At 44.2% G+C, this 25,813-nt stretch carries 22 protein-coding genes; 8 read left to right on the forward strand and 14 right to left on the reverse strand.

Annotation, left to right across the window (positions count from 1 at the left end):
• Positions 1-71: 71 nt before the first annotated feature.
• A complete protein-coding gene (locus tag BGK61_RS12840; protein ID WP_076010853.1) occupies positions 72-1,235 on the reverse strand; it encodes a DcaP family trimeric outer membrane transporter in 1,164 nt (387 codons plus the stop codon).
• 245 nt (positions 1,236-1,480) lie between these two features.
• On the opposite strand from BGK61_RS12840, the gene acs reads away from it, so the two are divergent.
• Together acs and BGK61_RS12850 are read left to right on the forward strand one after the other, a co-directional pair.
• Complete coding sequence (gene acs, locus BGK61_RS12845; RefSeq protein WP_076010854.1) at positions 1,481-3,427, forward strand: acetate--CoA ligase; 1,947 nt, start codon at positions 1,481-1,483, stop codon at positions 3,425-3,427.
• Positions 3,428-3,445: 18 nt separating this feature from the next.
• Positions 3,446-4,090 carry a response regulator transcription factor gene (locus BGK61_RS12850; protein WP_014999658.1) on the forward strand — a complete coding sequence of 215 codons (645 nt, stop codon included), beginning with the start codon at positions 3,446-3,448 and terminating at the stop codon, positions 4,088-4,090.
• Here the strand turns inward: BGK61_RS12850 and BGK61_RS12855 are convergent.
• From BGK61_RS12855 to rimK, 4 genes are all read right to left on the reverse strand, one after another.
• Complete coding sequence (locus tag BGK61_RS12855) at positions 4,050-5,039, reverse strand: type 2 periplasmic-binding domain-containing protein (protein ID WP_076010855.1); 990 nt, start codon at positions 5,037-5,039, stop codon at positions 4,050-4,052. The two genes, BGK61_RS12850 and BGK61_RS12855, sit on opposite strands and share 41 nt — an antisense overlap.
• A gap of 70 nt (positions 5,040-5,109) precedes the next feature.
• Positions 5,110-5,544, reverse strand: a complete 435-nt coding sequence (locus tag BGK61_RS12860; protein ID WP_076010856.1) for an ATP-dependent zinc protease family protein — start codon at positions 5,542-5,544, stop codon at positions 5,110-5,112.
• Positions 5,545-5,561: 17 nt separating this feature from the next.
• The gene (locus tag BGK61_RS12865) at positions 5,562-6,593 is read right to left on the reverse strand and encodes a succinylglutamate desuccinylase/aspartoacylase family protein (protein WP_076010857.1); all 1,032 of its coding nucleotides are present in this window, start codon (positions 6,591-6,593) and stop codon (positions 5,562-5,564) included.
• A gap of 48 nt (positions 6,594-6,641) precedes the next feature.
• Positions 6,642-7,547, reverse strand: a complete 906-nt coding sequence (rimK, locus tag BGK61_RS12870; RefSeq protein ID WP_014999654.1) for a 30S ribosomal protein S6--L-glutamate ligase — start codon at positions 7,545-7,547, stop codon at positions 6,642-6,644.
• Between the two features lie 277 nt (positions 7,548-7,824).
• Between rimK and BGK61_RS12875 the strand changes: the two genes are divergently transcribed.
• On the forward strand, positions 7,825-8,448 hold the full coding sequence (locus tag BGK61_RS12875) for a mechanosensitive ion channel domain-containing protein (RefSeq protein WP_076012126.1): 624 nt from the start codon (positions 7,825-7,827) through the stop codon (positions 8,446-8,448).
• Positions 8,449-8,488: 40 nt separating this feature from the next.
• Here BGK61_RS12875 and BGK61_RS12880 read toward each other — a convergent pair whose 3' ends face one another.
• A complete protein-coding gene (locus tag BGK61_RS12880; protein ID WP_076012125.1) occupies positions 8,489-11,932 on the reverse strand; it encodes a PAS domain-containing hybrid sensor histidine kinase/response regulator in 3,444 nt (1,147 codons plus the stop codon).
• A 257-nt stretch (positions 11,933-12,189) separates the two neighbouring features.
• Between BGK61_RS12880 and BGK61_RS12885 the strand changes: the two genes are divergently transcribed.
• The 4 genes from BGK61_RS12885 to BGK61_RS12900 all read left to right on the forward strand — a co-directional run bounded on the left by BGK61_RS12885 (position 12,190) and on the right by BGK61_RS12900 (position 16,791).
• Complete coding sequence (locus BGK61_RS12885; protein ID WP_014999651.1) at positions 12,190-12,456, forward strand: DUF4212 domain-containing protein; 267 nt, start codon at positions 12,190-12,192, stop codon at positions 12,454-12,456.
• Between the two features lie 3 nt (positions 12,457-12,459).
• A complete protein-coding gene (locus tag BGK61_RS12890; RefSeq protein ID WP_014999650.1) occupies positions 12,460-14,166 on the forward strand; it encodes a sodium:solute symporter family protein in 1,707 nt (568 codons plus the stop codon).
• Between the two features lie 98 nt (positions 14,167-14,264).
• Positions 14,265-16,094, forward strand: a complete 1,830-nt coding sequence (locus BGK61_RS12895) for a putative nucleotidyltransferase substrate binding domain-containing protein (protein ID WP_076012124.1) — start codon at positions 14,265-14,267, stop codon at positions 16,092-16,094.
• Positions 16,095-16,164: 70 nt separating this feature from the next.
• Positions 16,165-16,791 carry a 3'-5' exonuclease gene (locus BGK61_RS12900; RefSeq protein WP_234349497.1) on the forward strand — a complete coding sequence of 209 codons (627 nt, stop codon included), beginning with the start codon at positions 16,165-16,167 and terminating at the stop codon, positions 16,789-16,791.
• Here the strand turns inward: BGK61_RS12900 and BGK61_RS12905 are convergent.
• From BGK61_RS12905 to BGK61_RS12915, 3 genes are all read right to left on the reverse strand, one after another.
• Positions 16,766-17,752 (reverse strand): GGDEF domain-containing response regulator, encoded by a 987-nt coding sequence (locus BGK61_RS12905; RefSeq protein ID WP_076012123.1) that lies wholly within the window; start codon positions 17,750-17,752, stop codon positions 16,766-16,768. The genes BGK61_RS12900 and BGK61_RS12905 overlap by 26 nt on opposite strands.
• Before the next feature lie 134 nt (positions 17,753-17,886).
• Positions 17,887-18,306: an MAPEG family protein gene (locus BGK61_RS12910; protein ID WP_014999646.1), complete on the reverse strand. Its 420-nt coding sequence runs from the start codon at positions 18,304-18,306 to the stop codon at positions 17,887-17,889.
• Positions 18,307-18,520: 214 nt separating this feature from the next.
• Positions 18,521-19,027: a fasciclin domain-containing protein gene (locus BGK61_RS12915; protein WP_076012122.1), complete on the reverse strand. Its 507-nt coding sequence runs from the start codon at positions 19,025-19,027 to the stop codon at positions 18,521-18,523.
• 293 nt (positions 19,028-19,320) lie between these two features.
• Here BGK61_RS12915 and BGK61_RS12920 point away from each other — a divergent pair, with 293 nt between their 5' ends.
• Positions 19,321-20,478: a tetratricopeptide repeat protein gene (locus tag BGK61_RS12920; RefSeq protein WP_076012121.1), complete on the forward strand. Its 1,158-nt coding sequence runs from the start codon at positions 19,321-19,323 to the stop codon at positions 20,476-20,478.
• Positions 20,479-20,573: 95 nt separating this feature from the next.
• On the opposite strand, the gene BGK61_RS12925 is transcribed toward BGK61_RS12920, so the two are convergent.
• From BGK61_RS12925 to BGK61_RS12945, 5 genes are all read right to left on the reverse strand, one after another.
• Positions 20,574-21,413 (reverse strand): isopenicillin N synthase family dioxygenase, encoded by an 840-nt coding sequence (locus BGK61_RS12925; RefSeq protein ID WP_014999643.1) that lies wholly within the window; start codon positions 21,411-21,413, stop codon positions 20,574-20,576.
• Between the two features lie 169 nt (positions 21,414-21,582).
• Positions 21,583-22,794, reverse strand: coding sequence for a NupC/NupG family nucleoside CNT transporter (locus BGK61_RS12930; protein ID WP_014999642.1), 1,212 nt, complete (start codon positions 22,792-22,794; stop codon positions 21,583-21,585).
• Between the two features lie 12 nt (positions 22,795-22,806).
• On the reverse strand, positions 22,807-23,430 hold the full coding sequence (gene udk, locus BGK61_RS12935; protein ID WP_014950808.1) for a uridine kinase: 624 nt from the start codon (positions 23,428-23,430) through the stop codon (positions 22,807-22,809).
• 208 nt (positions 23,431-23,638) lie between these two features.
• Complete coding sequence (locus BGK61_RS12940; RefSeq protein ID WP_076012120.1) at positions 23,639-24,592, reverse strand: hypothetical protein; 954 nt, start codon at positions 24,590-24,592, stop codon at positions 23,639-23,641.
• Positions 24,589-25,485 carry an ABC transporter substrate-binding protein gene (locus BGK61_RS12945; protein WP_076012119.1) on the reverse strand — a complete coding sequence of 299 codons (897 nt, stop codon included), beginning with the start codon at positions 25,483-25,485 and terminating at the stop codon, positions 24,589-24,591. Before BGK61_RS12945 ends, BGK61_RS12940 begins: the two co-directional genes overlap by 4 nt.
• Between the last annotated feature and the right edge of the window lie 328 nt (positions 25,486-25,813).

The raw sequence follows: 25,813 nt of genomic DNA on the forward strand, positions 1-25,813 counted from the left end.
GCAAGCTTTCTGAAGATACAAAAAAACGGCGCCTTGAATAAGCGCCGTTTTTGTTGAACTGCAGCGTTTAATTAAAACGCATACTTAGCCGATACTTGGAAGCGGTTCATGTCGCCTTCAAGGCCTGCTTCAATTTCGCGTTTTGCGAAAGCGTATTCAGCACCAACGGTTAGCGCCTTAGTTGGCGAGTACAAGTAATTCACACGTGTACTATAAGTGCTCTCAGTGGTATTCAAGCCTGTGAGTGACACATCATTGTCTGCTTCAAACGCTGAGAACATGATGCTACTGCGCGCTTTTTCGCTCCACTTATGACGGTAGGCAATGCCGTAACCCGTTGAGTCGATGGCTTCAAGGTCGCCGCTTTCAGTAAGCACTGCACCATTTACGGCGTTAAGTGCAGAGTATCTGCCTAAACCTTTACCAGTGTTGAAAGTAAAGCGAATGTCATCGCCATTCGACAGGTTGTATTTACCAGTTACAGATACACCGAAGCTGGTTTCGTCAGCGTCAATGCCAGCTGCGTTGTCGTAAGACAACTGTCTTAGTAAGCCCGCAACTTTAACATAACCCCAGTCATACTTTGACGTATAGGCAGCTACAAAGTCTGGAACGCTGTTGTCATCACTTGTGATTCGGCCGCCGCCACCAAAAGGCGTAATGGTTGATTCTGGGTTTTCAAGGGCAAGCTGAAGGCCGCCGTTAGTATATCTCACCATAACTTGACGACCAAAGGTAATGCCGTCAGTCGTACCGATGAAATCTAGTGATTCTGGTAGTGAACCTACGTCCATGAATGTCGTCCAAGTTTGACCTACTAACCAGTTTTTGTAGGTCAGGTATGCGTGACGAACACGAGGAACGTAAGAGTTACTGATACGCTCATCACCGCCGCTAGTTACAATAAAGTCGAGCTCGAAAACACCGTTTATGGTATCGCCTTCAGCAGTTGGAGTAGAAGTAGCAAAGCGGAATCGCGACGTTCTAATGTGCGCGTCAAATTGTGGATCTTCGTCAACGCCACCAACAGGTGTTAGTGAAGGAATATAGAAATCGCGACCTACGCTACCCGATGCAATGGTGCCATCTGAGTAGTCACTGACCATAGCGTCGACTTTAATGTAGCCTGTGAATTTCACACTTGTGTCGCCGATTGTTGCTGCTTGCGCTGCACCGGTAGATGCTGCTAGGCACAGCGCTACTGCTGTAGCCGTATTTTTTATTTTAGCTTTCATCGTGTCTGTTCCAAAAAAGTGGTTAAATAAATGTAAATTCAACGTTAACATTGCTGATTGTGTACTTATTATCTCAAAATTAAATAAGCCAATGGTCGCATAAGACTATAGTCGTAATACTTTTCTAGTAGAACCTTAGTTGTATGCTGCTAAGACCAAAGTCTCATTTTGCTTTGTGGGTGAATGGCTAGAGTGTTTCACCATACAACAAGAATTTTACATCATTGATATTGGAGGCAATCTATATGACCGCCAGCAAAACTTATCCTGTGCCTGAGAACATTCTTCAGTCTACGCATTTAACCGCATCTCAATACGACGAGATGTACAAGCAATCTGTAGAGCAACCTGAAGCGTTCTGGGCTGAGCACGCATCCATGCTTGAGTGGTATCAAAAGCCAACCAAAATTAAAAACACGATGTTTGGCGAAAACGATGTGTCGATAAAATGGTTTGAAGATGGAGAGTTAAATGCCAGCTATAACTGTATTGACCGCCATCTGGCTAACAATGCCACAAAAGTTGCCTTTCACTGGGAAGGCGACTCACCAGAAGATAGCCAAGATATCACGTATCAACAAGTACACTACGAAGTTTGTAAACTAGCTAATGCACTCAAAGATATGGGCGTAACAAAGGGTGACCGTGTCGCCATTTACATGCCTATGGTACCTGAAGCTGCCTATGCCATGCTAGCGTGTGCCCGCATTGGTGCCGTTCACTCTGTTATTTTCGGTGGTTTCTCACCAAACGCAATTGCCGATCGTATTAATGATAGCAACGCGAAAGTGGTCATTACGGCAGACGAAGGCCGCCGTGCTGGAAGAAGCATTCCGTTAAAAGCGAATGTAGATAAAGCGTTGGCTGGCGATGCATGTCCATCTATCACTCACGTTTTAGTTCACAAGCTAACGGGTGGAGATGTTGATTGGAATGACAAGCACGATGTGTGGTGGCACGATGCTGTAGAGGGTAAATCTGCGCAATGTGAGCCAGAGGTTATGAATGCGGAAGACCCGCTGTTCATTCTTTACACATCAGGTTCTACCGGAACACCAAAAGGTGTAGTACATACCACAGGTGGTTATCTACTATATTCCGCAATGACCTTTAAGTATGCCTTTGATTATAAAGATGATGATGTGTACTGGTGTACTGCTGATGTGGGCTGGATCACGGGTCACAGCTATATGGTTTACGGACCAATGGTTAACGCTGCGTCACAAGTATTTTTTGAGGGCGTACCGACCTATCCAGATGTTAAACGCATCGCGCAGGTCGTAGAGAAGTACAAGGTAAATAGTCTTTATACCGCGCCAACTGCTATCCGCGCATTAATGGCTCATGGTGACGTTCCAGCAGAAGGGTGTGATTTATCTTCGCTGCGTTTACTAGGCACAGTGGGTGAACCAATTAACCCAGAAGCATGGGAGTGGTACCACAGAGTTATTGGTAAAGGGCGTTGTCCTATCATCGATACATGGTGGCAGACAGAAACGGGTGGACACATGATTCTGCCTCTACCTGGCGCCACGGAGCTAAAACCGGGTTCAGCTACGCGCCCATTCTTCGGTATTCAGCCGGCGCTATTTGACGCTGACGGCAAAGAGCTTGAAGGCGTAGCAGAAGGTAACCTAGTAATTAAAGACAGCTGGCCAAGTCAAGCGCGCACGGTTTACGGCGATCACCAACGCTTTATTAACACCTACTTCAGCGCATACAAAGGCGTGTACTTCACGGGCGACGGCGCACGTCGTGACGAAGATGGCTTCTACTGGATCACCGGTCGTGTGGATGACGTGTTGAACGTATCGGGTCACCGCTTGGGTACCGCTGAGATTGAAAGTGCACTTGTTGCCCACCCTAAAGTGGCCGAGGCTGCCGTTGTTGGTTTCCCACATGACATTAAAGGGCAGGGGATCTATGTTTATGTAACACCAAATGAAGGGGTTGAAGCAGATGAAGCCCTTACTAAAGAACTCAAAGCGTGGGTACGCCAAGAGTTAAGCCCAATTGCCACACCAGATATGATTCAGTGGTCACGCGGGCTACCTAAAACTCGCTCAGGTAAAATTATGCGCCGTATCTTGCGTAAAATTGCCGCCAATGAGCATGAGCAATTAGGTGACACATCTACGTTGGCGGATCCATCGGTTGTTGATACACTGATAGAGGAACGTCTAAATAAGTAGAAACTAAGGATATAGACAATGATAACCCTTCTAATCGCTGATGATCATCCGCTGTATCGCGATGCACTAAGAGGCGCGTTGTCGTTGTCACTTCCAGCCTTAACCCTTAAAGAGGCGGGAGACCTTAACACTACGGTCGATATTCTCAATAATGAGGATATCGACTTGTTGTTACTTGATTTACATATGCCGGGTAGCAACGACTTATTTGGTCTGCTTCATATTCGAAAACTCTTTCCCGAACTTCCTGTTGCCGTAGTTTCTGGTACGGAAGACACTACACTTATTTCAAAGATAATCAGCGTAGGCGCGCTTGGGTTTATCCCGAAAACAGCCAGTGCGCAAGATATTGCAAACGCTGTAGAAGCAATATTAGATGGCGATGTATGGCTACCTGATAATTTAAGTGAAAACGTTGATGAGGTGAACGAAGAGTTCTCTGAGTTGGCGGACAAAGTAGCATCGCTTACACCCTCGCAATACAAAGTGCTTTGCTATATGCGAGACGGTTTGCTAAACAAGCAAATAGGTTTTAACTTAGATATAGCCGAAGCTACTGTTAAAGCCCACGTAACGGCGATCTTCAAAAAGTTAGGCATAAACAACCGCACGCAAGCGGTACTTATTGCTTCACAACTTGAACTGGAGCCACCCGTTCAGTAGCGTCAAACTGCTTCATCGCTTGTGACGAAGAAAACTCAGGTAAAAACTTCTCTAATGCCAGGCGGCTCTGTTCACTTAGCAGTGGATTGCTAATCTCAATGACGGTTCGCCCTTCAATCAGTGCCATTCCCTCTCTGAAGTTTTCATGAGCTAACAGTAGTTCTTGAAACTTACCTGTCTCGAACAGTATGAGCAAGCCCTCAGCAATGCGCCCGGCAAGCGCTTGATTGTCGCTTCCTACAAAGAAAAAGATGGGGCTTGGATATGAAATGATAAGGTGATCATCGATAGTCAGACCGCGTGAGAGCGCCTTATCAGCGAGTTCTTCTTTAATTTCCATAACACTTCTTGGAAACATATCAGCAAAGCCTTCAGAGACAATGCGAAATGAAGCTCGATAAGTCGTTTCTAGAACAGGAATGTCGTTTGCGCGAAAAATTTTTGTATCTGGCCAGTCGTAGCCTAAAACCGCTCTAAAGGCCCGCAACTCTTCCAATGACTCTACACTTTTTAACCGCGTGTCGTCTTCTCTTACAAACAATGCACGCTTACCAAACAGTCCGGCCATAATGGGAATGCGAATGGGAAGAAACTGGCGTTCACGCTCTGTTGATGTAACGCTCCACGTTACGTCCAGCATGTTGTGCTCGAGGCTGCGTAATTGACGTTCTTGCGCGGTTTCTTGGTCGCTGACAATCAGTTCAAAGGTACCGTACTGGGCTTCGGTCACGCGAAGTGATTCTGTAAGCAGGCGTTTTGCATAGGCGTATACAGCGTCTCGCCCGGGATGGACATTTGGTAAGCGAAGAACGGTATGAGGTAAGTCAGTACTTACCTCATTTGTGTTTTGCTGTTGGGCGTTAACACTGTGTTGAGTGAATACACTTACTAGCAAAGCGACAACGCTTAGGGCTTTTTTCGTAACATCCATATTGTATTTTTCATGCACTAAGCGCATGCCTTACTGCAAGTTGCCCAAGGGATCCAGCTAACATTTCCCTTATGGCTTACTTGTAATGCTAATCTTTCCCCGTAAGCAAAAAATCGTATTCGGGGTCTACAATAAAGTGCCCACTCATTGCTTCTCTTCCGAGTAACATTAAATAGGTCATTTCCGAGCGGTCCGTAAGGGTTAATTGAATATCCCATTGGTACCCGTCCATTATTATAGGCGTAATTATAACATAGCGCTTCTCAAGTGTAGCAGTTGAGCTTTTTACGCGTTTCTGCCCCTCTACACGCGCTTCTCGGCGCACTACGCGTTCAACGTTGTGAATGTCCGGATGTATATCAAACTTAATCCAGAGCTCACCGTCTTGATCAAATTCTTCAATGTTATCAACGTGAAGTGACGATGTTGCCGCGCCTGTATCAACGCGTACGTTTAAATCTGTGATCGCAAGTTTAGGTAAATCACACAGTTCTACCGCACCAACAATTTTTTTATTGTTCATCAGTTTTTCTACCAATTTTATAAAACAGGACCCTGTTCTGGTGGCAATAAATTGTCTTGTAATAATTCAACATGTTCAGCAACAGTATCAGGCTCTGAGAAGTATGCAATGTGGTAAACCGCTTCACCCTCTTGAGTAAGCGGAATATTTTGTTTACCAATTACAACACCTTCGGCAGGGCTTTCAAGACTGTCTAAGTAATTGCCAAATGGGTCAGCAATGATAGCCAGTTTATCGCCCTTTGCTACATGGTCGCCAAGCTGCGCTAAGTGCGTCACGAAACCACTTTCTGGTGCGCGTACCCATCCGCTTTGACGTGCTATAAAGCGCTCAATGCTGTGCCCTTTACTGCGGCTCTTATTTAGCATGCCCAAGTGACGCATGGTATTAATAATACCTCTTACGCCTGCTCGAATCGAAAATTCGTCATAGCGCAACGCTTGACCCGCTTCGTAAAGTAAGATTTTTACGCCGCTCTCACTGGCTGCTTCGCGTAGCGAACCGTCGCGCAGTTCTGCATTAAGTAAAACAGGTACCCCAAACGCTTTCGCCATTTCTAATACGTCTGGGTCGTCTAAGTCAGCACGAACTTGAGGCAGGTTACTGCGATGAATTGCTCCCGTGTGAAGGTCTATGCCTACGTCGCATTTACTTACTATTTCTTTGAAAAACAAGTTAGCCAAACGGCCCGCAAGTGAGCCTTTTTTGCTTCCTGGAAAACTGCGGTTTAAATCGCGTCTATCGGGTAAATAACGAGATTGGTTTAATACGCCATAAACGTTGACCATAGGTACTGCAATAAGGGTTCCCCTTAAACGCTCAATTGCTTTTGAACGGATAAGTCTACCTACTATTTCAATACCGTTTAGCTCGTCACCGTGGATGGCCGCGCTAACAAACATAATTGGGCCAGGTCGCTTTCCTCGCTTTACATAAACGGGAATGCTCATATTGGTTGCCGTGTACAGCGGCGGCATTTCTAACTCAATTTTTTTTGTTTCGCCAGGAGCAACGTTTTCACCCCCAATTCTTAAAACATCATTTACCACTAACGTTTTCCTATATTTACGTCATTGCAAAGCAAAGGTTAAAGGGCGCTAGCCCTTTCCACGGGTTTTTGTTTTGTGCGGTTCAGCGCTTTTTTCAATAAATTCAATAATCATATTGGCGACATCTTTGTTTGTCGCTTTCTCTATACCTTCAAGGCCAGGCGATGAGTTTACTTCCATTACCACAGGGCCGTTATTAGAGCGAAGAATGTCTACGCCACAGCAGTTAAGGCCCATTGTTTTTGCCGCGTCTACTGCCGTTTTACGCTCAGCTGGGCTTAAGCGAACTAAACTTGCCTGGCCGCCGCGGTGAAGGTTTGAGCGGAATTCCCCAGGAGCTGCCTGACGTTTCATAGCTGCCACAACTTTTCCGCCAACCACGAAGCAACGAATATCTGCACCGCCAGCTTCCTTGATGAACTCTTGCACCAAAATACTGGCGTTAAGACCCATAAATGCTTCAATGATCGATTCGGCCGCTTTTTGGGTGTCAGCCAACACTACTCCAATACCTTGCGTACCTTCTAGCAGCTTGATAACAACCGGCGCGCCGCCAACGGTTTTGATAACGTCGTCAATCTTGTCAGGGTGATGTGCAAAGCCTGTCCTAGGCATGCCGATACCTTTGCGAGACAAAAGCTGCAATGAACGCAATTTATCTCGCGAGCGGCTAATAGCCACTGATTCATTAAGGCTGTAGGTGCCCATCATTTCAAACTGGCGAACAACCGACGTTCCGTAAAAGCTTACTGACGCGCCAATTCGCGGAATCACGGCATCGTAATAAGGAAGTCGCTTACCGTTATAGCGAACAGACGGTCGCGCACTGGTGATATCCATGTAGCAGTGCATGGTATCGATAACGTCAACCTGATGCCCGCGAGCCTGCCCAGCTTCGACTAAGCGTGAAGTAGAGTAAAGACGAGGATTTCTGGAAAGAATTGCAATGCGCATTATAAAAAAGCCTGTAGTTTGTGTTTTATTTTGTCGTTTTATCGACCAACCTATTACCACGTTAGAACGTGATTGTTAAATAGACAAGTCATTTTTGCGCGCATACTAATGTAACTGCCAAGGGGTGTCTTACGAATAATTCTTGTTGTGTCGATTGCTTTTAATGCATGAACTTGTCGGCTATTCACGTTAGCATTAGAGCGCGTCGGCCTATTTAAAGTAAAATTAGCATTTTAGGCCGGTATGCTTAGTTAAATGAATGTAAGGATTAGGGTTAATGAATGAGTGGTGGCATGGGTTTTTGGCGTGGTTAACTCAGTACCAGTCAAATGTCGTGTGGAGTGGGTTGGTTTTAGTTATGTATTTGGCAATGTCTCGAAAGTTACTGCCAAAACTGGAAACCAACATCGTCAAGTCAAAGCTAAAGTCGAATAGCGCCTTAAAAGGACTTTTTGCCGCACGCGTCATTGTCGCTACAGTATCGTTGGCGTTGTTGTTACTAGCATGGGGTATCGACTTTTCCGGGCTGTTAGTCCTTTCTACTTCTATCATTACAGTAACGGGTGTTGCGCTTTTCGCAAGCTGGTCGCTTATCAGTAATATTACCGCCTACTTTATATTACTTACGAATGTAGCCTACCGCAGAGGTAATTACGTGCGCATTCTTGACGGCGATAACTTCATTGAAGGCGTAATTGCCGATGTAGGGCCATTTAGTACGCGCTTGCTTACCGCCGAGCGCGAAACCCTTATGTACCCAAACAACCTGATTTTAACTCGCCCAGTTTTACTTAATCCTAAAGAAAAGTGGGGGGCAATGGGTAAAGTTGTGGCGAAGTCGAGCGTTGAAACGCCGGTGGTTAAGATTGAAGAAAGTAAACCACACGACGAATTACTTTAATCTGTTCTGGTAAAGCGATCATCGAAAAGCGTGCAGTTTCCTACACGTTTTTCGCTTCTCTAATGTAGCGCGTCATACTTTGTAGTAGCGCACGCAATTTTGCTGGCTTTAACGGCTTCGCTAAAAAGTTTACGCCTTGGGCTTTGCACTGTGTGACTAGGCTCTCATCCGGTGTTGCCGTTATCAGCGCCGCCGGCACTACAATATTGAGCCTGTGCCTGAGTTCTTCTATCAGAGCCAACCCATTTTTCTCGCTGTCGTGACTAAGTTGATAATCCATCAATAAGATTTGGGGTTGAATCGTCTCACAGACTTTCAGCGCGTCATCCCAGTTGTTAGCCAGCACAACATTTATTCCCCACTTCTGCAGTAGGGTCTGCATTGCATCTAGGTTTTCTCTTTGGTCATCAACACACAGTACATCCATCCCTGTAAATGTCGTGTTGCGAGTTTTCATTGGTACATCAGAAACTAACTTGGGTTCCGCTTTAGCAAGAGAAAAAGCAAAGCAGCTTCCTTTACCAATTTTAGAGGTAACATTGATATCGCTGTTTAACTGCAGGCTTAAGCGGCGTACCACACCTAAGCCCAGTCCCAATCCATGCTCTTTGCTTTCGTTTGCGCGGAAAAAGTCACCAAAAATACTGTCTCTCTTATCAGTAGAAATACCAATCCCTGTGTCGATGGCTTTAAAATAAACCGTGTCTTTTACAGGTTTAATTACAAAAAGAACGCGACCATTTTCTGTGTATTTCACCGCATTAGAGAGCAAGTTTTGGGTTATTCGGTATAAATAGGTTTTGTCAGCTTTCACCCAACACGGACGTATTAGCGCCTTAAAGCCAAGCCCTTTTTCCCGAGCGCGCATAGCCATTTCGTCAACAAGTGGGGATAGCAGGGCTACTACATCGATAGATTCAATGTCGGGTTTCATTTCACCTTGGTCTAAACGCGCGATATCGAGCAAGGTGCCTATTAGTGTTTCACTAGAGGTTACACTGTGATTAAGCTTACGGATAATTGCCAGTGCTGATTCAGACAATTCTTGCTCTTCAAGGGCACTGACGTACAGCTTGGCAGCATTGAGTGGCTGAAGAACATCGTGACTAGCGAGTGCCAAGAAGCGGGTTTTACTCGCGTTGGCGTCTTCGGCAGCTTTTCTGGCTCGAATAAGTTCTTTTTCCGCTTCAGAGCGCCTTTCTATCTCAAGGCGAAGCTCTGCGTTAATGGAATGGACTTCTTCTGTACGCTTTTTTATGCGTGCTTCTAGATCAATGTTCGACTCTTCAAGTGCTTGCTGTATTTCAACGTGCCCAGTAATGTCGTTAAAACTGGTTACAAAGCCACCACCGGGCAGTGGGTTGCCTACCATCTCGATTACCCGTCCATCCATGCGTTGTCGAGTAAAACGGTGGGGCATACCAGAGCGTAAGTGCGCCAGCCTTTTTTCTACTTCAGCGTCTACGTTATCCGTGCCGAATTCTCCCTGAGAAGCGTTATATCGAATTAATTTTTCGATGGGGGTTCCCACCGCCAGCAAATTATCAGGGTAGGGATAAAGATCGGCGTAGCGCTTATTCCACGCCACTAAGTTTAAGTGCTTGTCGACTACGCTAATACCCTGATCCATGTTTTCAAGCGACGTAAGAAGCGCAGTCATATTGAATTGCATGGCTTGAGTAGTGTCATCAAAGAAGTTGATGACCTCGGTGAAATCCATCTTCTTGCCGCGCAGTGCGCTATCTAATAGCACCTTGGCACTTGAAGCGCCGATTACGCCGCCGAGAGCGCGTTCACAAAATGACAAAAACGACTCATTCGGCGTGTCATCATGTTTCAATTGGCAGTTATTAAGCTGTTGATATTGTTCCAGCAGTTGTTCGCAGCGACCTGATCCCATAAAGGTTGAAAGTAACGTGATTAGGTCGGAAACCGTTACATTGGTTGCCTGAGCCTTCACGGTATTATTACTGGATATCGCTGGAGAAACGAAGGCTTCCGCTTGCATCCTGTCGATAAGACGCTGGGGAGCAAAGTGTGAAAAGAGTATGTAGACAAAGGTGTTCGCCGCTAAGCTGATCATGGCACCTTGGCTAATGAGTTCATTTTGCTCCATTTGCGATACTTGCTCACTGACGATAGGAAGCACAAGCCACAACACCCAAATGACCAAGCCCACCATGAGCCCCGCATATACCCCGTGCGCATGAGCACGTTTCCAATAAAGCCCTCCAACAATTGCTGGCATAAGCTGAATAACTAACGAGAAAGCAATAAGTCCAATTGAGTGAAGGGAGCGGCTGCTAGTCATTTGCTGGTGGTATAAAAAAGCCATGAGCAGGATAAAAGCGATAACTATACGGCGAATAAGTCTGATCTTGCTTGATACATCCTGTTTGTCGTCAGTATTGCCTGTAAAAGCAAGAATGCGCGGCAAGATTACATCATTGGTCAGCATGGTACTCAAAGTGAGCGTAGCTACAATAATCATGGCGGTTGCGGCAGACAGCCCGCCCACAAACACTATAACCTGAAGAAGGACTGACTCTGAAAAGACCGCGAGCGACAGCACGTAAGAATCGGGCTCGATATTTGCGCCTGCAAAAATGGCTTTGCCCGCAATGGCAATAACGGGAATAACGGCTGAGATGATAGTTAGGTATAGCGGAAACAGCCACCTTGCCGTGCGCAGGTGTCCCAAGCTTAGGTTATCGATAATGGCAACGTGGAATTGTCGTGGTAAGCAAACGATGGCTGCGGCGGCCATGATTGTTTGAGCAATGAAGGTAAACGAACCAAATTGCGCTAAGGCGACTTCGTTAGTAAAGCTCTCGAAAAACGGCCCCGACTGAGTGCGTTTCCATGCGCTATATCCAACAACCGCAACCAACACCAACGCTAGCAGCTTAATGGTCGACTCGAACGCAATGGCCAACATTAAACCTCGTCGGTATTCGGTGACGTCCGTTTGGCGTGTACCAAAATACATAGCGAACGCAGCGATAAAGCCGGTTGCGGCAATGATAATGCCATTGCTATTGGGCTGTTGAGTAAGAAGCTGGAAAGTGGCGCCGACTGCTTTTAATTGAAGCGCGATATAAGGAATGGTGGCGAGTAGAGCAATAAGCGTGACTACCAATGCCACGGTTTGGCGCTTTCCATAGCGCGAAGCAATGAAGTCTGAAATGGTAGTAATGTGCTGCTTCTTGCTAACTAGCGTCAACTTATAAATAAACTTATAACCTAATACATAAACAAGAATAGGTCCAAGCATGATCGGAAGGTATATCCACGTATCTCTACTTGCTTGACCTACCATTCCGAAAAATGTCCACGCGGTACAATAAATGGCGAGGGCTAATGAATAAATCGCTGGATGTGACGTTAAAGCTCTTGCGGTTGGCGAGTTCTTCTCACCCCAACTCGCCAATGAAAAAAGCAAGAAGAGATACAGTACTGCAAGTGTTACCCAACCAAAAACCATAACGTTCCTTTTAACTTAGTTTTAACAATGCTGTCGCTATTATAATCATTTCGATCATAGTCAACCTACGACCATGGTCTCATTTTGAATTTTTAGTGTCAGGTCTAGAGTAGTAGGCGAGCTCCTAAATGCTTGACTTTGCTGCGTGTGGTTGTTTCTTCTCAATCGCACATTACGCAGCAATAACGTTAACAAAGCCGGGCGTTAGGAATATGTAAAATCATAACAATCAATTAACCTGACATGAGGGTGAAACAATGGCATTTAGAAACGAAGAGGACAAAAAAGCGTATTGGAGGGAGAATCTCGCCCTTCTCGCCAAGCTTTTAGTCGTTTGGTTTGTCGTATCATTCGGTGCCGGCATTATTTTTGTCGATATCTTAAATGAAATCCAATTTTTTGGCTTTAAATTAGGCTTCTGGTTTGCGCAGCAGGGCGCAATTTATGTATTTGTTGCATTAATCTTTGTCTACATGGCGAAGATGAACGCCATGGATAAACGCTACGGCGTAGATGAGGAGTAAATCATGGACGTTCAAACTTTAACGTTTATTATCGTAGGTGCATCATTTGCGCTTTATATCGCTATAGCAATTTGGGCCCGCGCTGGGTCGACTAATGATTTTTACGTAGCCGGTGGTGGTGTTCCTCCCATTATGAATGGTATGGCTACCGCAGCAGACTGGATGTCGGCAGCCTCGTTTATCTCGATGGCGGGTCTTATCTCGTTTATGGGTTATGACGGTGCCGTTTATCTAATGGGCTGGACAGGTGGTTACGTTCTACTTGCACTTTGTTTAGCACCGTACTTACGTAAGTTCGGTAAATTCACGGTACCTGATTTTATCGGTGATCGTTACTACTCACAGACAGCACGTACGGTTGCCGTATTCTGTGCAATCTTTGTTTGTTTCACATACGTTGCAGGCCAAATGCGTGGCGTAGGTGTTGTATTTAGCCGTTTCTTAGAAGTGGATATCGTATCGGGCGTTGTTATCGGTATGGTTATCGTGTTCTTCTATACTGTGCTTGGTGGTATGAAAGGTATTACTTACACCCAAGTTGCACAGTACTGCGTACTAATTTTTGCTTATATCGTTCCAGCAGTATTTATCTCTATCATGGTGACAGGTCACATTCTTCCACAAACCGGTTTTGGTGCCACGTTAGTTGATGGTTCCGGAATGTACGTGTTGCAGAAGCTCGACATGTTGTCCGTGGAACTCGGCTTCAATGAATATACCTCAGGTACTAAGAGTACTATCGACGTATTCTTTATTACGTTCGCTCTGATGGTAGGTACAGCGGGTCTTCCTCACGTAATTGTACGTTTCTTCACTGTGCCTAAGGTTCACGATGCTCGTAAGTCTGCAGGTTATGCACTCGTGTTCATTGCACTTCTGTACACTACTGCGCCTTCACTTGCCGCTTTTGCTCGTGTAAACATGATTGAAACCATTAATGGTCCTGAAATGACGGGTACCAGCTATGAAGAAGCGCCTTCGTGGATTAAGAATTGGGAACAAACTGGTCTTATCGGCTTTGAAGATAAAAATGGCGATGGCAAGATGTTCTATTCTGGCGATGAGCGCAACGAAATGAAGGTTGACCGCGATATTATGGTTCTGGCGAACCCTGAAATTGCGAATCTACCTGCATGGGTCATTGCACTGGTAGCCGCGGGTGGTGTAGCTGCAGCCTTGTCTACTTCTGCGGGTCTACTGTTGGTAATTTCGACATCCGTCTCCCACGATTTGTTGAAACGAAACTTTATGCCGAATATTACCGATAAGGCAGAACTGATGTACGCGCGATTAGCGGCAGGTGTGGCCATTGTAATTGCAGGCTACTTCGGTATTAATCCGCCCGGGTTTGTTGCGCAGGTGGTCGCCTTTGCCTTCGGCTTGGCTGCATCGAGCTTCTTCCCAGCAATTATCATGGGTATCTTCAGCAAGCGAATGAATGATAAAGGGGCGATTGCAGGTATGGTTAGCGGTATTGCATTCACCGCCGCCTATATCATCTACTTCAAGTTTGTGAATCCTGCGGCTAACGTGCCGGCTAACTGGTGGTTTGGTATTTCTCCAGAAGGCATTGGTACATTGGGTATGATGGTTAACTTCCTTGTTGCATTCTTAGTATTTAAAGCAACTGATGAAGCACCAGAAGAAATCCAAGAGTTGGTTGAAAGCATTCGTTATCCTAAGGGAGCGGGTGAAGCATCGGCTCACTAAACTAATGCTGCCTTAAGATAGGCTTTAAGAAAACAAAACCAATCTACTGGCGAAAGTGAGTAGGTTGGTTTTTTCTTTTTGTGAACTGGACATTTTCTATGACTGCGATGGCTAAACAAGTTGAAGACTTTCTCAACACATCAGCACCTTTTGACGTGCTGGACAAAGAGCAAAAGCTTGAGCTGGTAAAACATACTGAGCTGGTATATTTGACAGCGGATAATGTTGGCGATCTGCAAAAGGGCGATGCGTCACTTTATCTCATTCAAAATGGTCAATTTTCTGTTCAAGATTCCGATGCGCCTTTACGTCACCTGAGTGAAGGCGATTACTTTGGTTATGTGAACATTATGGAAAACCGCAATTTTCCATTGAGCATAAGCGTAGACAGCCCTGGGCTTGTTTACTGTTTTAAAGCTTCAGCGGTTGCCCCCTTATTTGACTTACCTGTTATTCGCCATTTCTTTGATGGGCTGCGCAACAACGCACTTCAAAACCACGCTATTTCCGACACAAATTCCATGTGGCTTTACAAAGGGCTTGAAGACGTTATTAACAAATCACCAGTGTCGGTGGATGTAGAAACCTCAATTACAGCCGCGGCGCAGCTTATGACAACTCAGAAAGTATCGTCACTGCTGGTTACCCGAGAAGATAAGCTAATTGGTATTATTACTGACCGCGACTTACGTTCAAGAGTGGTGGCTGCGTCTCTTGATATTCACCTTCCTGTAAGCCACATCATGACCCCAAATCCTGCGCAAATAATGGGAAATAGAACGCTTTTTGATGCCTTAGCGCTAATGACAGAAAGAAACATCCATCATTTGCCTGTCGTAGATCAACAAACCCTTGCTCCACTGGGAATGGTCACAGCCAGCGACATTATTCGTCATCAGCGGGGAAATGTACTCTTTATTATTGGCGAACTAAGTAAAGCAGAAAACCTGTATGAACTGACCAGGTTGTCCTGGCAATTGCCGCATTATTTCTCAGCCCACGCTAAAAAAGCAGGAGACTACGACATTGCTGGCAAAATTTTATCTCAGGCTACCGATATCATGACAAGAAAGCTTATTGGCTTTTTCCAACAGGCCAATGGAAAGGCGCCGATGATGTTCGCCTGGCTTGTCTATGGCTCTCAAGCTAGAGAAGACCAGACAATGGGCTCAGATCAAGACAACGGTCTTCTTCTTGCACAGCGGCCTAACAAAGCACAAGCTGAATATTTCGCAAAAATGGCAGAGTACGTCTGCAATGGATTGGCAAAATGCGGTATTAAACTGTGTGACGGCAATATTATGGCTAGCAACCCAGACCTTAGGCTTTCGCTTGACGAAGCCATTGAAGAAGCTAAACGATGGGTAAAGGCGCCAACTAAAGATGCGATTATGCACTTCAACATTTTTCTGGATGTTCGCTGTGCAGCCGGTGATGTGAGCTTATTTAAACAGCTACAGCGTAAACGCGCACCGTTAATGCAGCAAAATATGTTTCTAGCCGCGCTTACGCGAAACAGTAACGAAATATCAGTTCCACTCTCCATGTTCCAAAAGTTTATTTATGAAAAGGGACGTAAGGAAAAAGACGTAATCGATTTAAAAACAAGAGCCGTTGCGTTAATTAATAATATAGCGCGTATTTACGCGTTAGCTGATGGGGTGACATTGCCCAATACATTAGCCCGATTAGAGGCTCTGTCATCTAATTCACAGCTTTCCAAAAGGGATGCAACTAACTTACGAGATATCTGGCTTTTCCTAAACCGCTTACGTTGGCGGCATCAACTGGAAAACAAAGTCACAGACAACCGAGTGTCTATATCCAGTCTATCATCGATAGAAAAACACCAGCTAAAGGCTGCTTTCAAAGCTATTGAGAGAACTAATCAGGCGATGGTAATGAAGTTCTCTGGCGGTGTCAGTTAATCTTATGATAAAGCGACTAATTGAAACTTGTTCATCGGCGTTATTTGGCAAAAGCAAATTTAGGAAATCCTTGCGTGACAAAAAGCTGTGTAGCACGCCTTTAGCGTCAGTGGATCTAGAGCTAACCTCTTTAGACCCCTTAACAACACAAATCACATCGATTGGATATGTAAGTGGTTCTGCCGGAAAAATTGCGCTTTCTTCCAGTGGTTATCACGTTATAAATACCTCCGCAGATTTGGGGCAAAGCCCTGTGATCCACGGGTTGACCCTGGATATATTGCAGCAAGGTGAAGGTATTAAGGAAGCGTTGAAGTCCTTGATACCTTTGTTAGAAAGCCATGTATTGATTTTTCACAATGCGAGGTTGGATTTGATGGCACTCAATAGTGCCTTCAAGCGCTGTGAATTACCTCAAGTCGACGTCGTTTATATCGATACCCTTCAGCTTGCACTTTATCAGCTAAATAAACAGCATCAGGTATTACCCAGCAATAGCGCGACACTTACCGTTTGTAGACAACGTCTGGGGTTCCCTGCATTTCCAGAACATAATGCGTTAGACGATGCGTTAGCAACGCTACAATTGTTTTACGCTCAGCTAAACGAATTGGGAATTACGCTGGAAGATTCTATCGAATCTTTATTTCATACTAATGCCGTGGGACGTTTTAGCCTTGGGCTTTCATCTTCATAGGAGGGGATAAGGTTTCAACTTTGCTAGCCGCTTTCGAAGTAGGGGCAACTAGCTGATTTCGGCCAGAGGTTTTAGCAACATAAAGGTTTTTGTCAGCCTCTAGCATGACGTAATCGATAGTTTTATTGTCATCGGCGTTCTTCACGGCTAGACCTGCGCTTAACGTAACACGCTCATACTCCGAGGCAGCGTGAGGAATATTCAGATCATAAACAGTTCGTAACAAACGCTCGGTCACAGACTTTGCGCCTTCGGCATCAGTGTTCGGCAGAATCACCAAAAACTCTTCGCCACCAATTCTTACTAGTTTGTCCATAGGTCGAAGAAGAGCATCGTTAATCGTTTTACTCACCTTCCATAAACAGCTATCACCGTCTAAGTGGCCATACATATCGTTAAATAACTTGAAGTGATCAACATCAAAAATGACTAAAGAAAGCGGCGCAACATTGCGCAATCCGTCTCTGACTAATCGCGGTAAGTAGTCATCTAAATAATGGCGGTTATAGGCACCCGTAAGCTTATCCACATAGATGAGCTTCTCGAGTAAATCGTTTCTAAGCTTATGATTAATGTGCGACTTGACGCGATTGCGTAGGGTACAAGCATTAACAGGCTTTACGACAAAATCAACGCATCCAGATTCCCAGCATCGAGACTCTTCTTCGTCACTAGATGAAGAGGTGACGAAAATTATAGGAATATGAGCGCATAGCGGCTTTTTTCTTAATATTGCGGTTGTTTGATGCCCGTCGATTTCAGGCATAGACACATCCATAAGGATCAAATCGGGGGTATTATATTTGCAATACTCAATAGCTTCTTTACCCGAGCTGACAGAAGTACAAGCTACAGTGTCTTCAAGTAAGGTTTCCAGAACAAGTCTGCTGCTGGCTTGGTCGTCGACAATCAATACTTTGCAATCTGCCAAAGTTCGATCGCCAACTTGTTCAATATACACAAGTACTCCTAAACACGAATGTGAGTGTTCGACTTAAAGAGTACGCCTAAAATTCAAAAAAGTGGATTAACCAAAAGTTTAATATTTAACCGTATGGTTTAATTACGAATCCAACTTATTGTTTTACTTAGACTCTATGTAAATAGGTTGAATAATGCTAGCCCGAAAACGCCCATCGTACATAGTGTCCCAATCATATAAAAATAGCTTCTTGGGCTTGGATTTTTCTCTGTGGCAATAGCGTAATAAAGCCCCATATGAATAATCCGACTTAGCGCGTAAAGCCAAACTAATGCCGCAAGTATGCTGGTCGATGCGCCGAGAAAAATGCAAAGAATAGCAGGGAGCGTAAACTGGTGGATGTTTTCCAGAGAATTGTGAAATGTTCTGTGGCTTCTGAACACAAAACTATCGTGACTGAGCTCTTCGCTTACTTTTCCTGGGATGTACTGAGATTGCTTGCGGTGCGCGACTGCAGCAACGATATTTTGAACGAAAACAGTGAAACTAATTACCAGTAAGCCAGCGATGCTATAAGTATAGACGGTAAACATGTGAACTCCTTTCCTGATTCCTTGAATAGATTTGTCCGAATGATTAAAGCGAGATTTTTGCAAATAGATGTTGCTTCGAGCCAGGGCTTGAGGAAGGCTCAATTATTCAATAATTATTTCTACGCTGATATGAATTGAAGAGATCGATGTCGGTACAAAAATGGAAATACGCGCGAAAGCACTACGAATAAGTGCTTTCGCGTACAGTATGCTTTTAAAGTGACGCTTTTACGTCACTAGGAAGTAACACGGCATCGATCACATGTATAACACCGTTGCTTGTCATGACATCGGCTTTAATTACGTTAGCGTCATTTATCATAACTTTATTCATGTCCGTTGAAATCATCACCTTACTCCCTTCCACTGTAGTGGCATCAGATAGCGTAGACACGTCTTTCGCTGTGACTTTGCCCGTGACCACATGGTAAGTAAGAATTTTCACAAGCGTTTGCTTATTCTCTGGCTTCAAAAGCATTTCAAGCGTGCCTGGGGGAAGGGCGGCAAAGGCTCCATCAGTAGGGGCAAACACGGTAAATGGCCCATCTCCCTTTAGTGTAGTAACCAAATCTGCTGATTTAACTGCGGTGACAAGTGTAGAAAACATCTCATTACTTGCCGCTGTATCGACAATATCTTTATGCCCATCTTTCGCGTGATGCCCTGCCATCGCCGAGGTGCTTAAAACCACTAAGAAGAACGCGCTAATTAACTTTTTCATACTCTTTCCTTTTACCTATTTAAATACGTTAAGTGAAATTCAACATCCTTCGTATCGTCAACTACATGACCTACGCTACACAAAGCTACTGAATTGAGATTTGGTACGGCATGTTAGAAGAATTTGATGATTAACTTTGTGTAATGCCAATTCGCGAAACTTGGATATTTCAATGAGGAAATGGAGTATTCAAATATGCGTTAAACGAGCAATAGAACAGGATGTAAATAAAATGTAAATAATAGATCGGCTGCTATACTTAGGGTATCGAGTAAAAAAGAAAGGTGCCTGTAATGAGTGCTCGACTCGCTGTTCCTTTATTGTTTTGCATAGCGCTAAGTGCTTGCCAATCTACCGATAACCAGCAGGTAAAAGCTGGGCCCAGCTTGTTGAACGACCGCCTATTCCCTTCTTATTCGCTATTTCCTGTTGAGACCGCTGAGGAAATATTTTTTCTCGACAAAGATGCAAAGTTTTTTGCTGAACAAGCCGTTTATGAAAAAAGTGCCTTACAGAAAAATGTAAGGGGCTTAGTGAAGGCGATATTTGATCACTCTGACCAGGGCATGCTTTATAGAAATGGCGCTAATACCACCGCCAACACCACATTTAATAATCGAGCTGCAAACTGCTTGTCTCTCTCTATTATGACGTATGCGCTGGCGGAGCATGTAGGACTAAAGGCCACCTTCTACGAAGTTGAAATTCCCGAATATTGGACGCGTCGAGAAGGGTACAGTTTACTAAACGGCCATATTAATTTACGAGTTCAGCTACCAGAAGATCCGAACGTTGTATCTATCGGAGGCAGTTGGGCAGATGTGGATTTTGACCCTCAGACACTTAGAAGTCACTTTCCTAGAATTGCCGTTTCAGAGAATAAAGTCATTGCTATGTTCTATAATAACAAAGGCGCAGATGCGATTGTGGCGAATAGTTACACTAGGGCCTACAGCTATTTTAGAGCGGCGGCAACTATAGCCCCAGAACTGGCTCAGAGTTGGGTCAATCTTGGAGTGCTCTACAGAATGGTTGATGCCTACGACCAAGCTGAGGCAGTGTATAAGCACGCACTGTCTTTAAGTGATGAAAATCTAACTGCATGGGAAAACCTATCAATTCTCTATCGTTATCAAAATAGACATGAAGAGGCAAAAAACATCACCCAAATGGTAGATAACAAGCGTCAAAGCAACCCGTTTTACCATTATATTCTGGGTGAGCAAGCGTACGATGATGAACAGTACGAGGCAGCAATATCACACTACCAAAAGGGCCTTAAGCTAGATAATACTCGTCACGAGATTTTGTTCGGGCTAGCGAAAACCTATTACGAGAGTGGAGATATTACAAACGCTGAACAATATCTAGCTCGTGCTATGAAGCATGCGGATAATAGACAAGACAAGTCTCGCTATCAGTCAAAGTTATCGGCTTTGGCAAATAATTAAAAAGGGAGGATAGGGGAGGGATGACAGAAAGCTTTATATAAAAAAAGCCGCAGACTAGCTGCGGCAAAAGAATAACACTACAAAAGGAACTTAATTTATATAACGCCCAGCTCACGAAGGCGCTCTTGCAGGTATGACCCTGCGGTATGACGTTCTGAAAGAACAACATCCGGTCTAGGGTGTAAAAATAATGGCAGTGAAATACGAGATTTCGTCATATCAGCACCATCTGGGTTTACCACCCTATGAGTAGTTGATGGGAAGTATCCGCCAGATGCTTCTTGAAGCATGTCGCCAATATTCACAATTAAGTTCCCGAAATCGCACGGAACTTCAATCCAACTACCGTCTTTAGCTTTTACTTGCAATCCAGGCTCGTTAGCTGCCGGTAAGATAGTAATCAGGTTAATATCTTCGTGAGCAGCAGCGCGAATCGCGTCAACTTCTTCATCACCTTTAAGTGGCGGATAATGCAGTATGCGCAGCAAAGTTTGATCAGAATCTTTGATCATGTCACCCAGCGGCTGACTGTACTTATCACTCACCTCTGAAGGAGAATGTTCTTCTATCCAACCCAATAGCTCTTTCGCTAGTGTGTTTGCTTCCTCATAGTATTGAGAAATTTGAGGGCGTAGTGCTTCTGGGCACTGACCCCATGGGTAGAAGTGGTAATACTCTTTAATATCTTTTTTCGTAAAGCCTTTGGCTACCTCAGATACGCTCTGAGGGAAAAATCCGTCTTGTTTACCTTTGTTGTACAGGTAATCATTCTTTTCTTCACTGTCGAAGAAGCCCTGCCAATTGTCGTAAATGCCTTGAACTAATGACTGTTGGATAGGGTGATTTTTCAAAACACCGAACCCTGTCTCGCGAAGTGACTTCACGAATTCTTCTTGTGCGTTTTCCGCTTGGTAATCAACAGCAACTAATTGCATAACTTTATCCCGTATATTTTGACTGCGGCATTATAAAGGTAGACGGGCTACAGAAAAAAGTCGCAGAAATTGACATAAATCAATCCCGCGAGGAATTTGCGCGTAATTTACAGAAACCTGACCAGTTAGTCTAGTAAAATCTTGACCAACTGGTCCAAATTAATGAAATTTAACCAAGAGAGAGGTAAAAGCCCGCTAGCGCGGCACTCATCAAGTTAGATAACGTTGCAGCAATAACAGCTTTTAACCCCAGTCTCGCAATTTCTTTTCTGCGTGTTGGTGCCATAGCACCAATTCCACCCATCAAAATAGCGATAGAAGAGAAGTTTGCAAAACCACAAAGTGCAAAGGTGATAATGGCCTGAGATGCTTCAGATAGCTGTGATTGGTTCTCTAAGAAATTGAGGTAAGCAACGAACTCGTTAACTACCATTTTCTGACCAATAAAGCTGCCTGCAAGTTGCGCTTCCTCCCATGGTACGCCGATTGCCCATGCAAGAGGTTGAAGCACATAACCCAGGATCCCTTCAAACGTCACGTTTTCATAGCCGAATAACCCTGCCGTCCAGCCAATAAGGCCGTTAAACATGGCAATAAGTGCTATGAAAGCGAGTAGCATTGCACCTACGTTCAACGCAAGTTGCATGCCTGATGCAGCGCCACTGGCGGCCGCATCAAATACATTGGCGTAGCCGGTATCTTCCGCATCTACGTCATGTAAATCTTCATTGGGCTTACTGGTTTCTGGCAACATGATTTTTGCCATAAGTAAGCCGCCAGGTGCAGCCATAAAGCTGGCTGCTAATAAATATTTAAGGTCTACGCCCATCCCTGCATAACCAGCCATTACCGAGCCCGCAATAGACGCGAGACCACCCACCATAATGGCAAACAGCTCTGAGCTCGTCATGTGTGGAATAAAAGGGCGTACCACTAGAGGTGCTTCAGTTTGGCCCACAAATATATTGGCTGCAGAAGACATAGATTCCGGGCGACTGGTTCCTAACGCTTTTTGTAAGAAACCACCAATCACTTTGATGATGATACCCATCACTTTCAGGTGATAAAGAACGGCAATAAGCGCTGAGAAAAACACGATCACAGGAAGTACGTTAAAAGCGAAAATAAACGCGATCGACTTGTCGCCGATAGGGCCAAACAAGAAATTAATACCTTCTTGGCTGTAAGCGATGATGTTTGCGACAAAGCGAGTCGCGCTTAACAATACTTCTTTACCAGGTTCAGAATACAGGACAAACGCGCCAACCGATGCTTGAATAGCAAACGCGCCACCAACAGTGCGCCAATTTATACTGCGTTTCGCCGACGATAACGCGAAAGCAATACCCAGAAGGACTGCAATGCCCAGTAAACTCACCATAGTAATGTTCCCTTAAAGAAGCGCTTGCTGAATGTGTGATTTGATCACATCTAATGCAATTTGGTTTTTGCCACCTTGCGTCACTACTACGTCGGCAGTGAAGCGGCTAGGTTCGATAAATTGATGATACATAGGCTTAACAGTTTCTTCGTACTGTTTTGCCACAGACTCAATGCTACGACCGCGTTCTTTAAGGTCGCGCATCATTCTACGCATCAAACAAATATCAAGCGGAGTATCAATGAAGATCTTCACGTCGTACAAAGGAAGTAGATCAGTACGAGCAAGTAGCATAATACCTTCAAGGATAATAACTGGCGCTGGATTAAGGCGCTCAGTTTCAGGTAAACGCGTATGCGTTTTATAGCAGTAATGTGGATAGTCAATAGGCTGACCATCGCGCAATGCTTGTAAGTGTGCTTTTAAAAGCTCATGTTCAAACGCATTTGGGTGATCGTAGTTATTCTTCTCACGCTGTTCCATGGGAAGATGATCTTGCGCGCGATAGTAGTGATCTTCGCGCAGCACTTGAACCGGGCGGCCCTGAGCACTGAAGCCGTTAAACAAATTTTTTGTAAAAAGAGACTTCCCAGAGCCAGAAGCTCCAGAAATGGCAATAATAAGTGGCGATTGCATAGTACTATAAAGCTGATTTTGTTGGTGCAAAGATACGCGTTTAGGCCTCGCGAATCAATGTTATATTCACAAGTTATCGGTATTTGGATCGGTCTTTGCTAGAACTTTATTGTATTTTCAAGGTATTGCAGGGCGTTTAGTCGACTTGCAAAAAATAGTAAAAAGTTCTCCAAGTGGTCAGTTTTTAACTGCCAGAATTAAAAAATTACTAGTTTCCAATAATTTCTATATCGTCTTCCTTAATATTCGGCAATGCGTACGAGTGTTGTTTAGAGCGAGAGCCTTCACCTTGAGCTCTAGGCGGATAATAGGTTTCTTTTTCTTCCAGGTAGCCAATAAACACCTCATCAAGGGCAGCGCGAATTTCACTTAAGGTTTTATCTAAGTTCGCGTTGAAGTCTGGGCGTTTTCGTTTTGTATGCCCCAACTCAATGAGACGGGCGAAACATTTATTAGCTAGCGCCATTAGTTCGCTCGGTACATCCTTGTGAGGCGGAAGGGACTCATGTGGATTGTCAATGCAGTATTTGACAAGCGCGGTGTAAAAACACAACGGCTTGTTCTGCAAGGTCACTATTCTGTCATCAATGCCGTTTGAAATCGTTTTTTCTTGGAGATTGATAACTAGCTTAGGCTTAGGTGGAAGTACTAATTCTTCAAGTTTCGACTGCACGCGTTTCTTTCTATTAGTAAACGCAAAAAGTGGCGCAACAAGTAAAGCCAATAGCAGGCTTAACCAGCTTACGCTTAACTCGCTTACTGGCGCTTTACTATTAACTAAAATATCAATGGTTTGCTCTGCGTTTTGAAACTTGGTGCGGTGCTGTACTGGAAAAGCAGAGGAATCCAACTTTGTCGGAACACCTTGAATTTCACTAACGATAACGGGAAGCTGCGCTTCTTCTATTACTCGGTTCAAACGCTCAATATAACGACCTATCGCGTATCTATTTTCTGGCGTATTGAGTGTTTCATTACCCACATCTAAGAATGCGCTATCAAGGCTAATTCTTCTTTCAACTACATCAATTGCGCGATGAATAGAAGATTGATGAGCAAAGTACTGGCCTATCAGCGACGCAATTTGCAATGAAACGACGAGTAAAAAGACAACTACAGCAAGTTTTAGTGGTGATTTGAGGCGCAACTTAATTTTACTCATTTGTTACACCCTTCTTCCAACGTAATATTTTTGTAATATGGTCTTGGATGGGTTGTCGCTATTTCATAAACAACCGACTGTACCGCGCAGAAAAGGTCGGTGTTTTGTGTCTGCATCTTTAAATACCACTGCATGCCGCTTACGCTTTCTAATAGCGGAGCGATGTAATTTTTAGAAAACGTTTCTCCGTCTTCTTCGGCCCAATAAGTCGAAATAATATCAACTTCACCAGCCAGGAGTGCCCGCCTTAACTCTTTGTGAGAACTGTAATAAATGATATCGACATTGCTGTCAGTCAGGCCTAAGTGATGTAAAACTGTTTTAGGCACGATGTGACCGGAGCGACTACTAGGATAATCAAGCAGGCCTATGCGTTTTCCAAGCAGGTATTCTTTACTTAACGTGGGCTTTTCTCTAAGTGCTATAAAATATGCAGGGTAGTCAGGGTGGGCTGCAAGCTTTGTCAGCCCATAGATTTTGTCGGCGCCAAAGGCGTCAACAATGTTGCTTTTTACCAAGGCAAGATCAACAACACCATGATTAATATATCTAAAGGTATCGTAGTCGCTTTGTCCAACTACTACCTTTATACCGCTATATTGGCGTTTGATTGTACTATCAGAACACAGCCGTTCGTTGACCATCTCTGCAATACGCCCATCGGTAATATAAGCAGAAAAAACGTCTTCGTTACCCGATAATCCAGTATTGCAGGTTAATATTTGACCGGTTTGTGGCAGAATGTCATCATAAAAAATAGAATTTTTAAAATAGCTAGCTACGCTACATATTAATGCAACGGCAACCAAGACAATCCACTTTGCAGAGGTAACAATTCTAAAATCTGTCAAAAAAACGACCAAATGAATTAACGATTTATATGCGGATTTCATCAGTTAAGGTTACTTATTGCAATAGGTAAATTTATTTTAAAATGGTAAGTTGTTGTAATTTTTGTTATTTTTATGGGTAAACCTGATTTTTATTAAACGCTGTTTATTAGTGCTCGATATGGCAAGAATAGGGACAGCTAACCGCCGTGAATTGACAAGAATAATAACAAGTAAATTAATCTGACCATTTGGTCAAGATATTTTTTGCAAAGTCATAGGCCTAGGGGGATTGCTGCTAAATAAAAATGTAAAGCTGTAATAAAATTGACATGAACCTCTATAACAATTTCGTCGGTTCATATTAATTGAAGGTCAGCTAAGGGAAATA

The organism is Alteromonas abrolhosensis (assembly GCF_001953635.1).
Classification (GTDB): Bacteria; Pseudomonadota; Gammaproteobacteria; order Enterobacterales; family Alteromonadaceae; genus Alteromonas; species Alteromonas abrolhosensis.

Bases quoted from the DNA above. Each gene is read 5' to 3' on its own strand.
- BGK61_RS12840 (WP_076010853.1), bottom strand. From the start codon at position 1,235: ATGAAAGCTAAAATAAAAAATACGGCTACAGCAGTAGCGCTGTGCCTA.
- acs (WP_076010854.1), top strand. From the start codon at position 1,481: ATGACCGCCAGCAAAACTTATCCTGTGCCTGAGAACATTCTTCAGTCT.
- BGK61_RS12850 (WP_014999658.1), top strand. From the start codon at position 3,446: ATGATAACCCTTCTAATCGCTGATGATCATCCGCTGTATCGCGATGCA.
- BGK61_RS12860 (WP_076010856.1), bottom strand. From the start codon at position 5,544: ATGAACAATAAAAAAATTGTTGGTGCGGTAGAACTGTGTGATTTACCT.
- rimK (WP_014999654.1), bottom strand. From the start codon at position 7,547: ATGCGCATTGCAATTCTTTCCAGAAATCCTCGTCTTTACTCTACTTCA.
- BGK61_RS12875 (WP_076012126.1), top strand. From the start codon at position 7,825: ATGAATGAGTGGTGGCATGGGTTTTTGGCGTGGTTAACTCAGTACCAG.
- BGK61_RS12880 (WP_076012125.1), bottom strand. From the start codon at position 11,932: ATGGTTTTTGGTTGGGTAACACTTGCAGTACTGTATCTCTTCTTGCTT.
- BGK61_RS12885 (WP_014999651.1), top strand. From the start codon at position 12,190: ATGGCATTTAGAAACGAAGAGGACAAAAAAGCGTATTGGAGGGAGAAT.
- BGK61_RS12890 (WP_014999650.1), top strand. From the start codon at position 12,460: ATGGACGTTCAAACTTTAACGTTTATTATCGTAGGTGCATCATTTGCG.
- BGK61_RS12895 (WP_076012124.1), top strand. From the start codon at position 14,265: ATGACTGCGATGGCTAAACAAGTTGAAGACTTTCTCAACACATCAGCA.
- BGK61_RS12910 (WP_014999646.1), bottom strand. From the start codon at position 18,306: ATGTTTACCGTCTATACTTATAGCATCGCTGGCTTACTGGTAATTAGT.
- BGK61_RS12915 (WP_076012122.1), bottom strand. From the start codon at position 19,027: ATGAAAAAGTTAATTAGCGCGTTCTTCTTAGTGGTTTTAAGCACCTCG.
- BGK61_RS12920 (WP_076012121.1), top strand. From the start codon at position 19,321: ATGAGTGCTCGACTCGCTGTTCCTTTATTGTTTTGCATAGCGCTAAGT.
- BGK61_RS12925 (WP_014999643.1), bottom strand. From the start codon at position 21,413: ATGCAATTAGTTGCTGTTGATTACCAAGCGGAAAACGCACAAGAAGAA.
- BGK61_RS12930 (WP_014999642.1), bottom strand. From the start codon at position 22,794: ATGGTGAGTTTACTGGGCATTGCAGTCCTTCTGGGTATTGCTTTCGCG.
- udk (WP_014950808.1), bottom strand. From the start codon at position 23,430: ATGCAATCGCCACTTATTATTGCCATTTCTGGAGCTTCTGGCTCTGGG.
- BGK61_RS12940 (WP_076012120.1), bottom strand. From the start codon at position 24,592: ATGAGTAAAATTAAGTTGCGCCTCAAATCACCACTAAAACTTGCTGTA.
- BGK61_RS12945 (WP_076012119.1), bottom strand. From the start codon at position 25,485: ATGAAATCCGCATATAAATCGTTAATTCATTTGGTCGTTTTTTTGACA.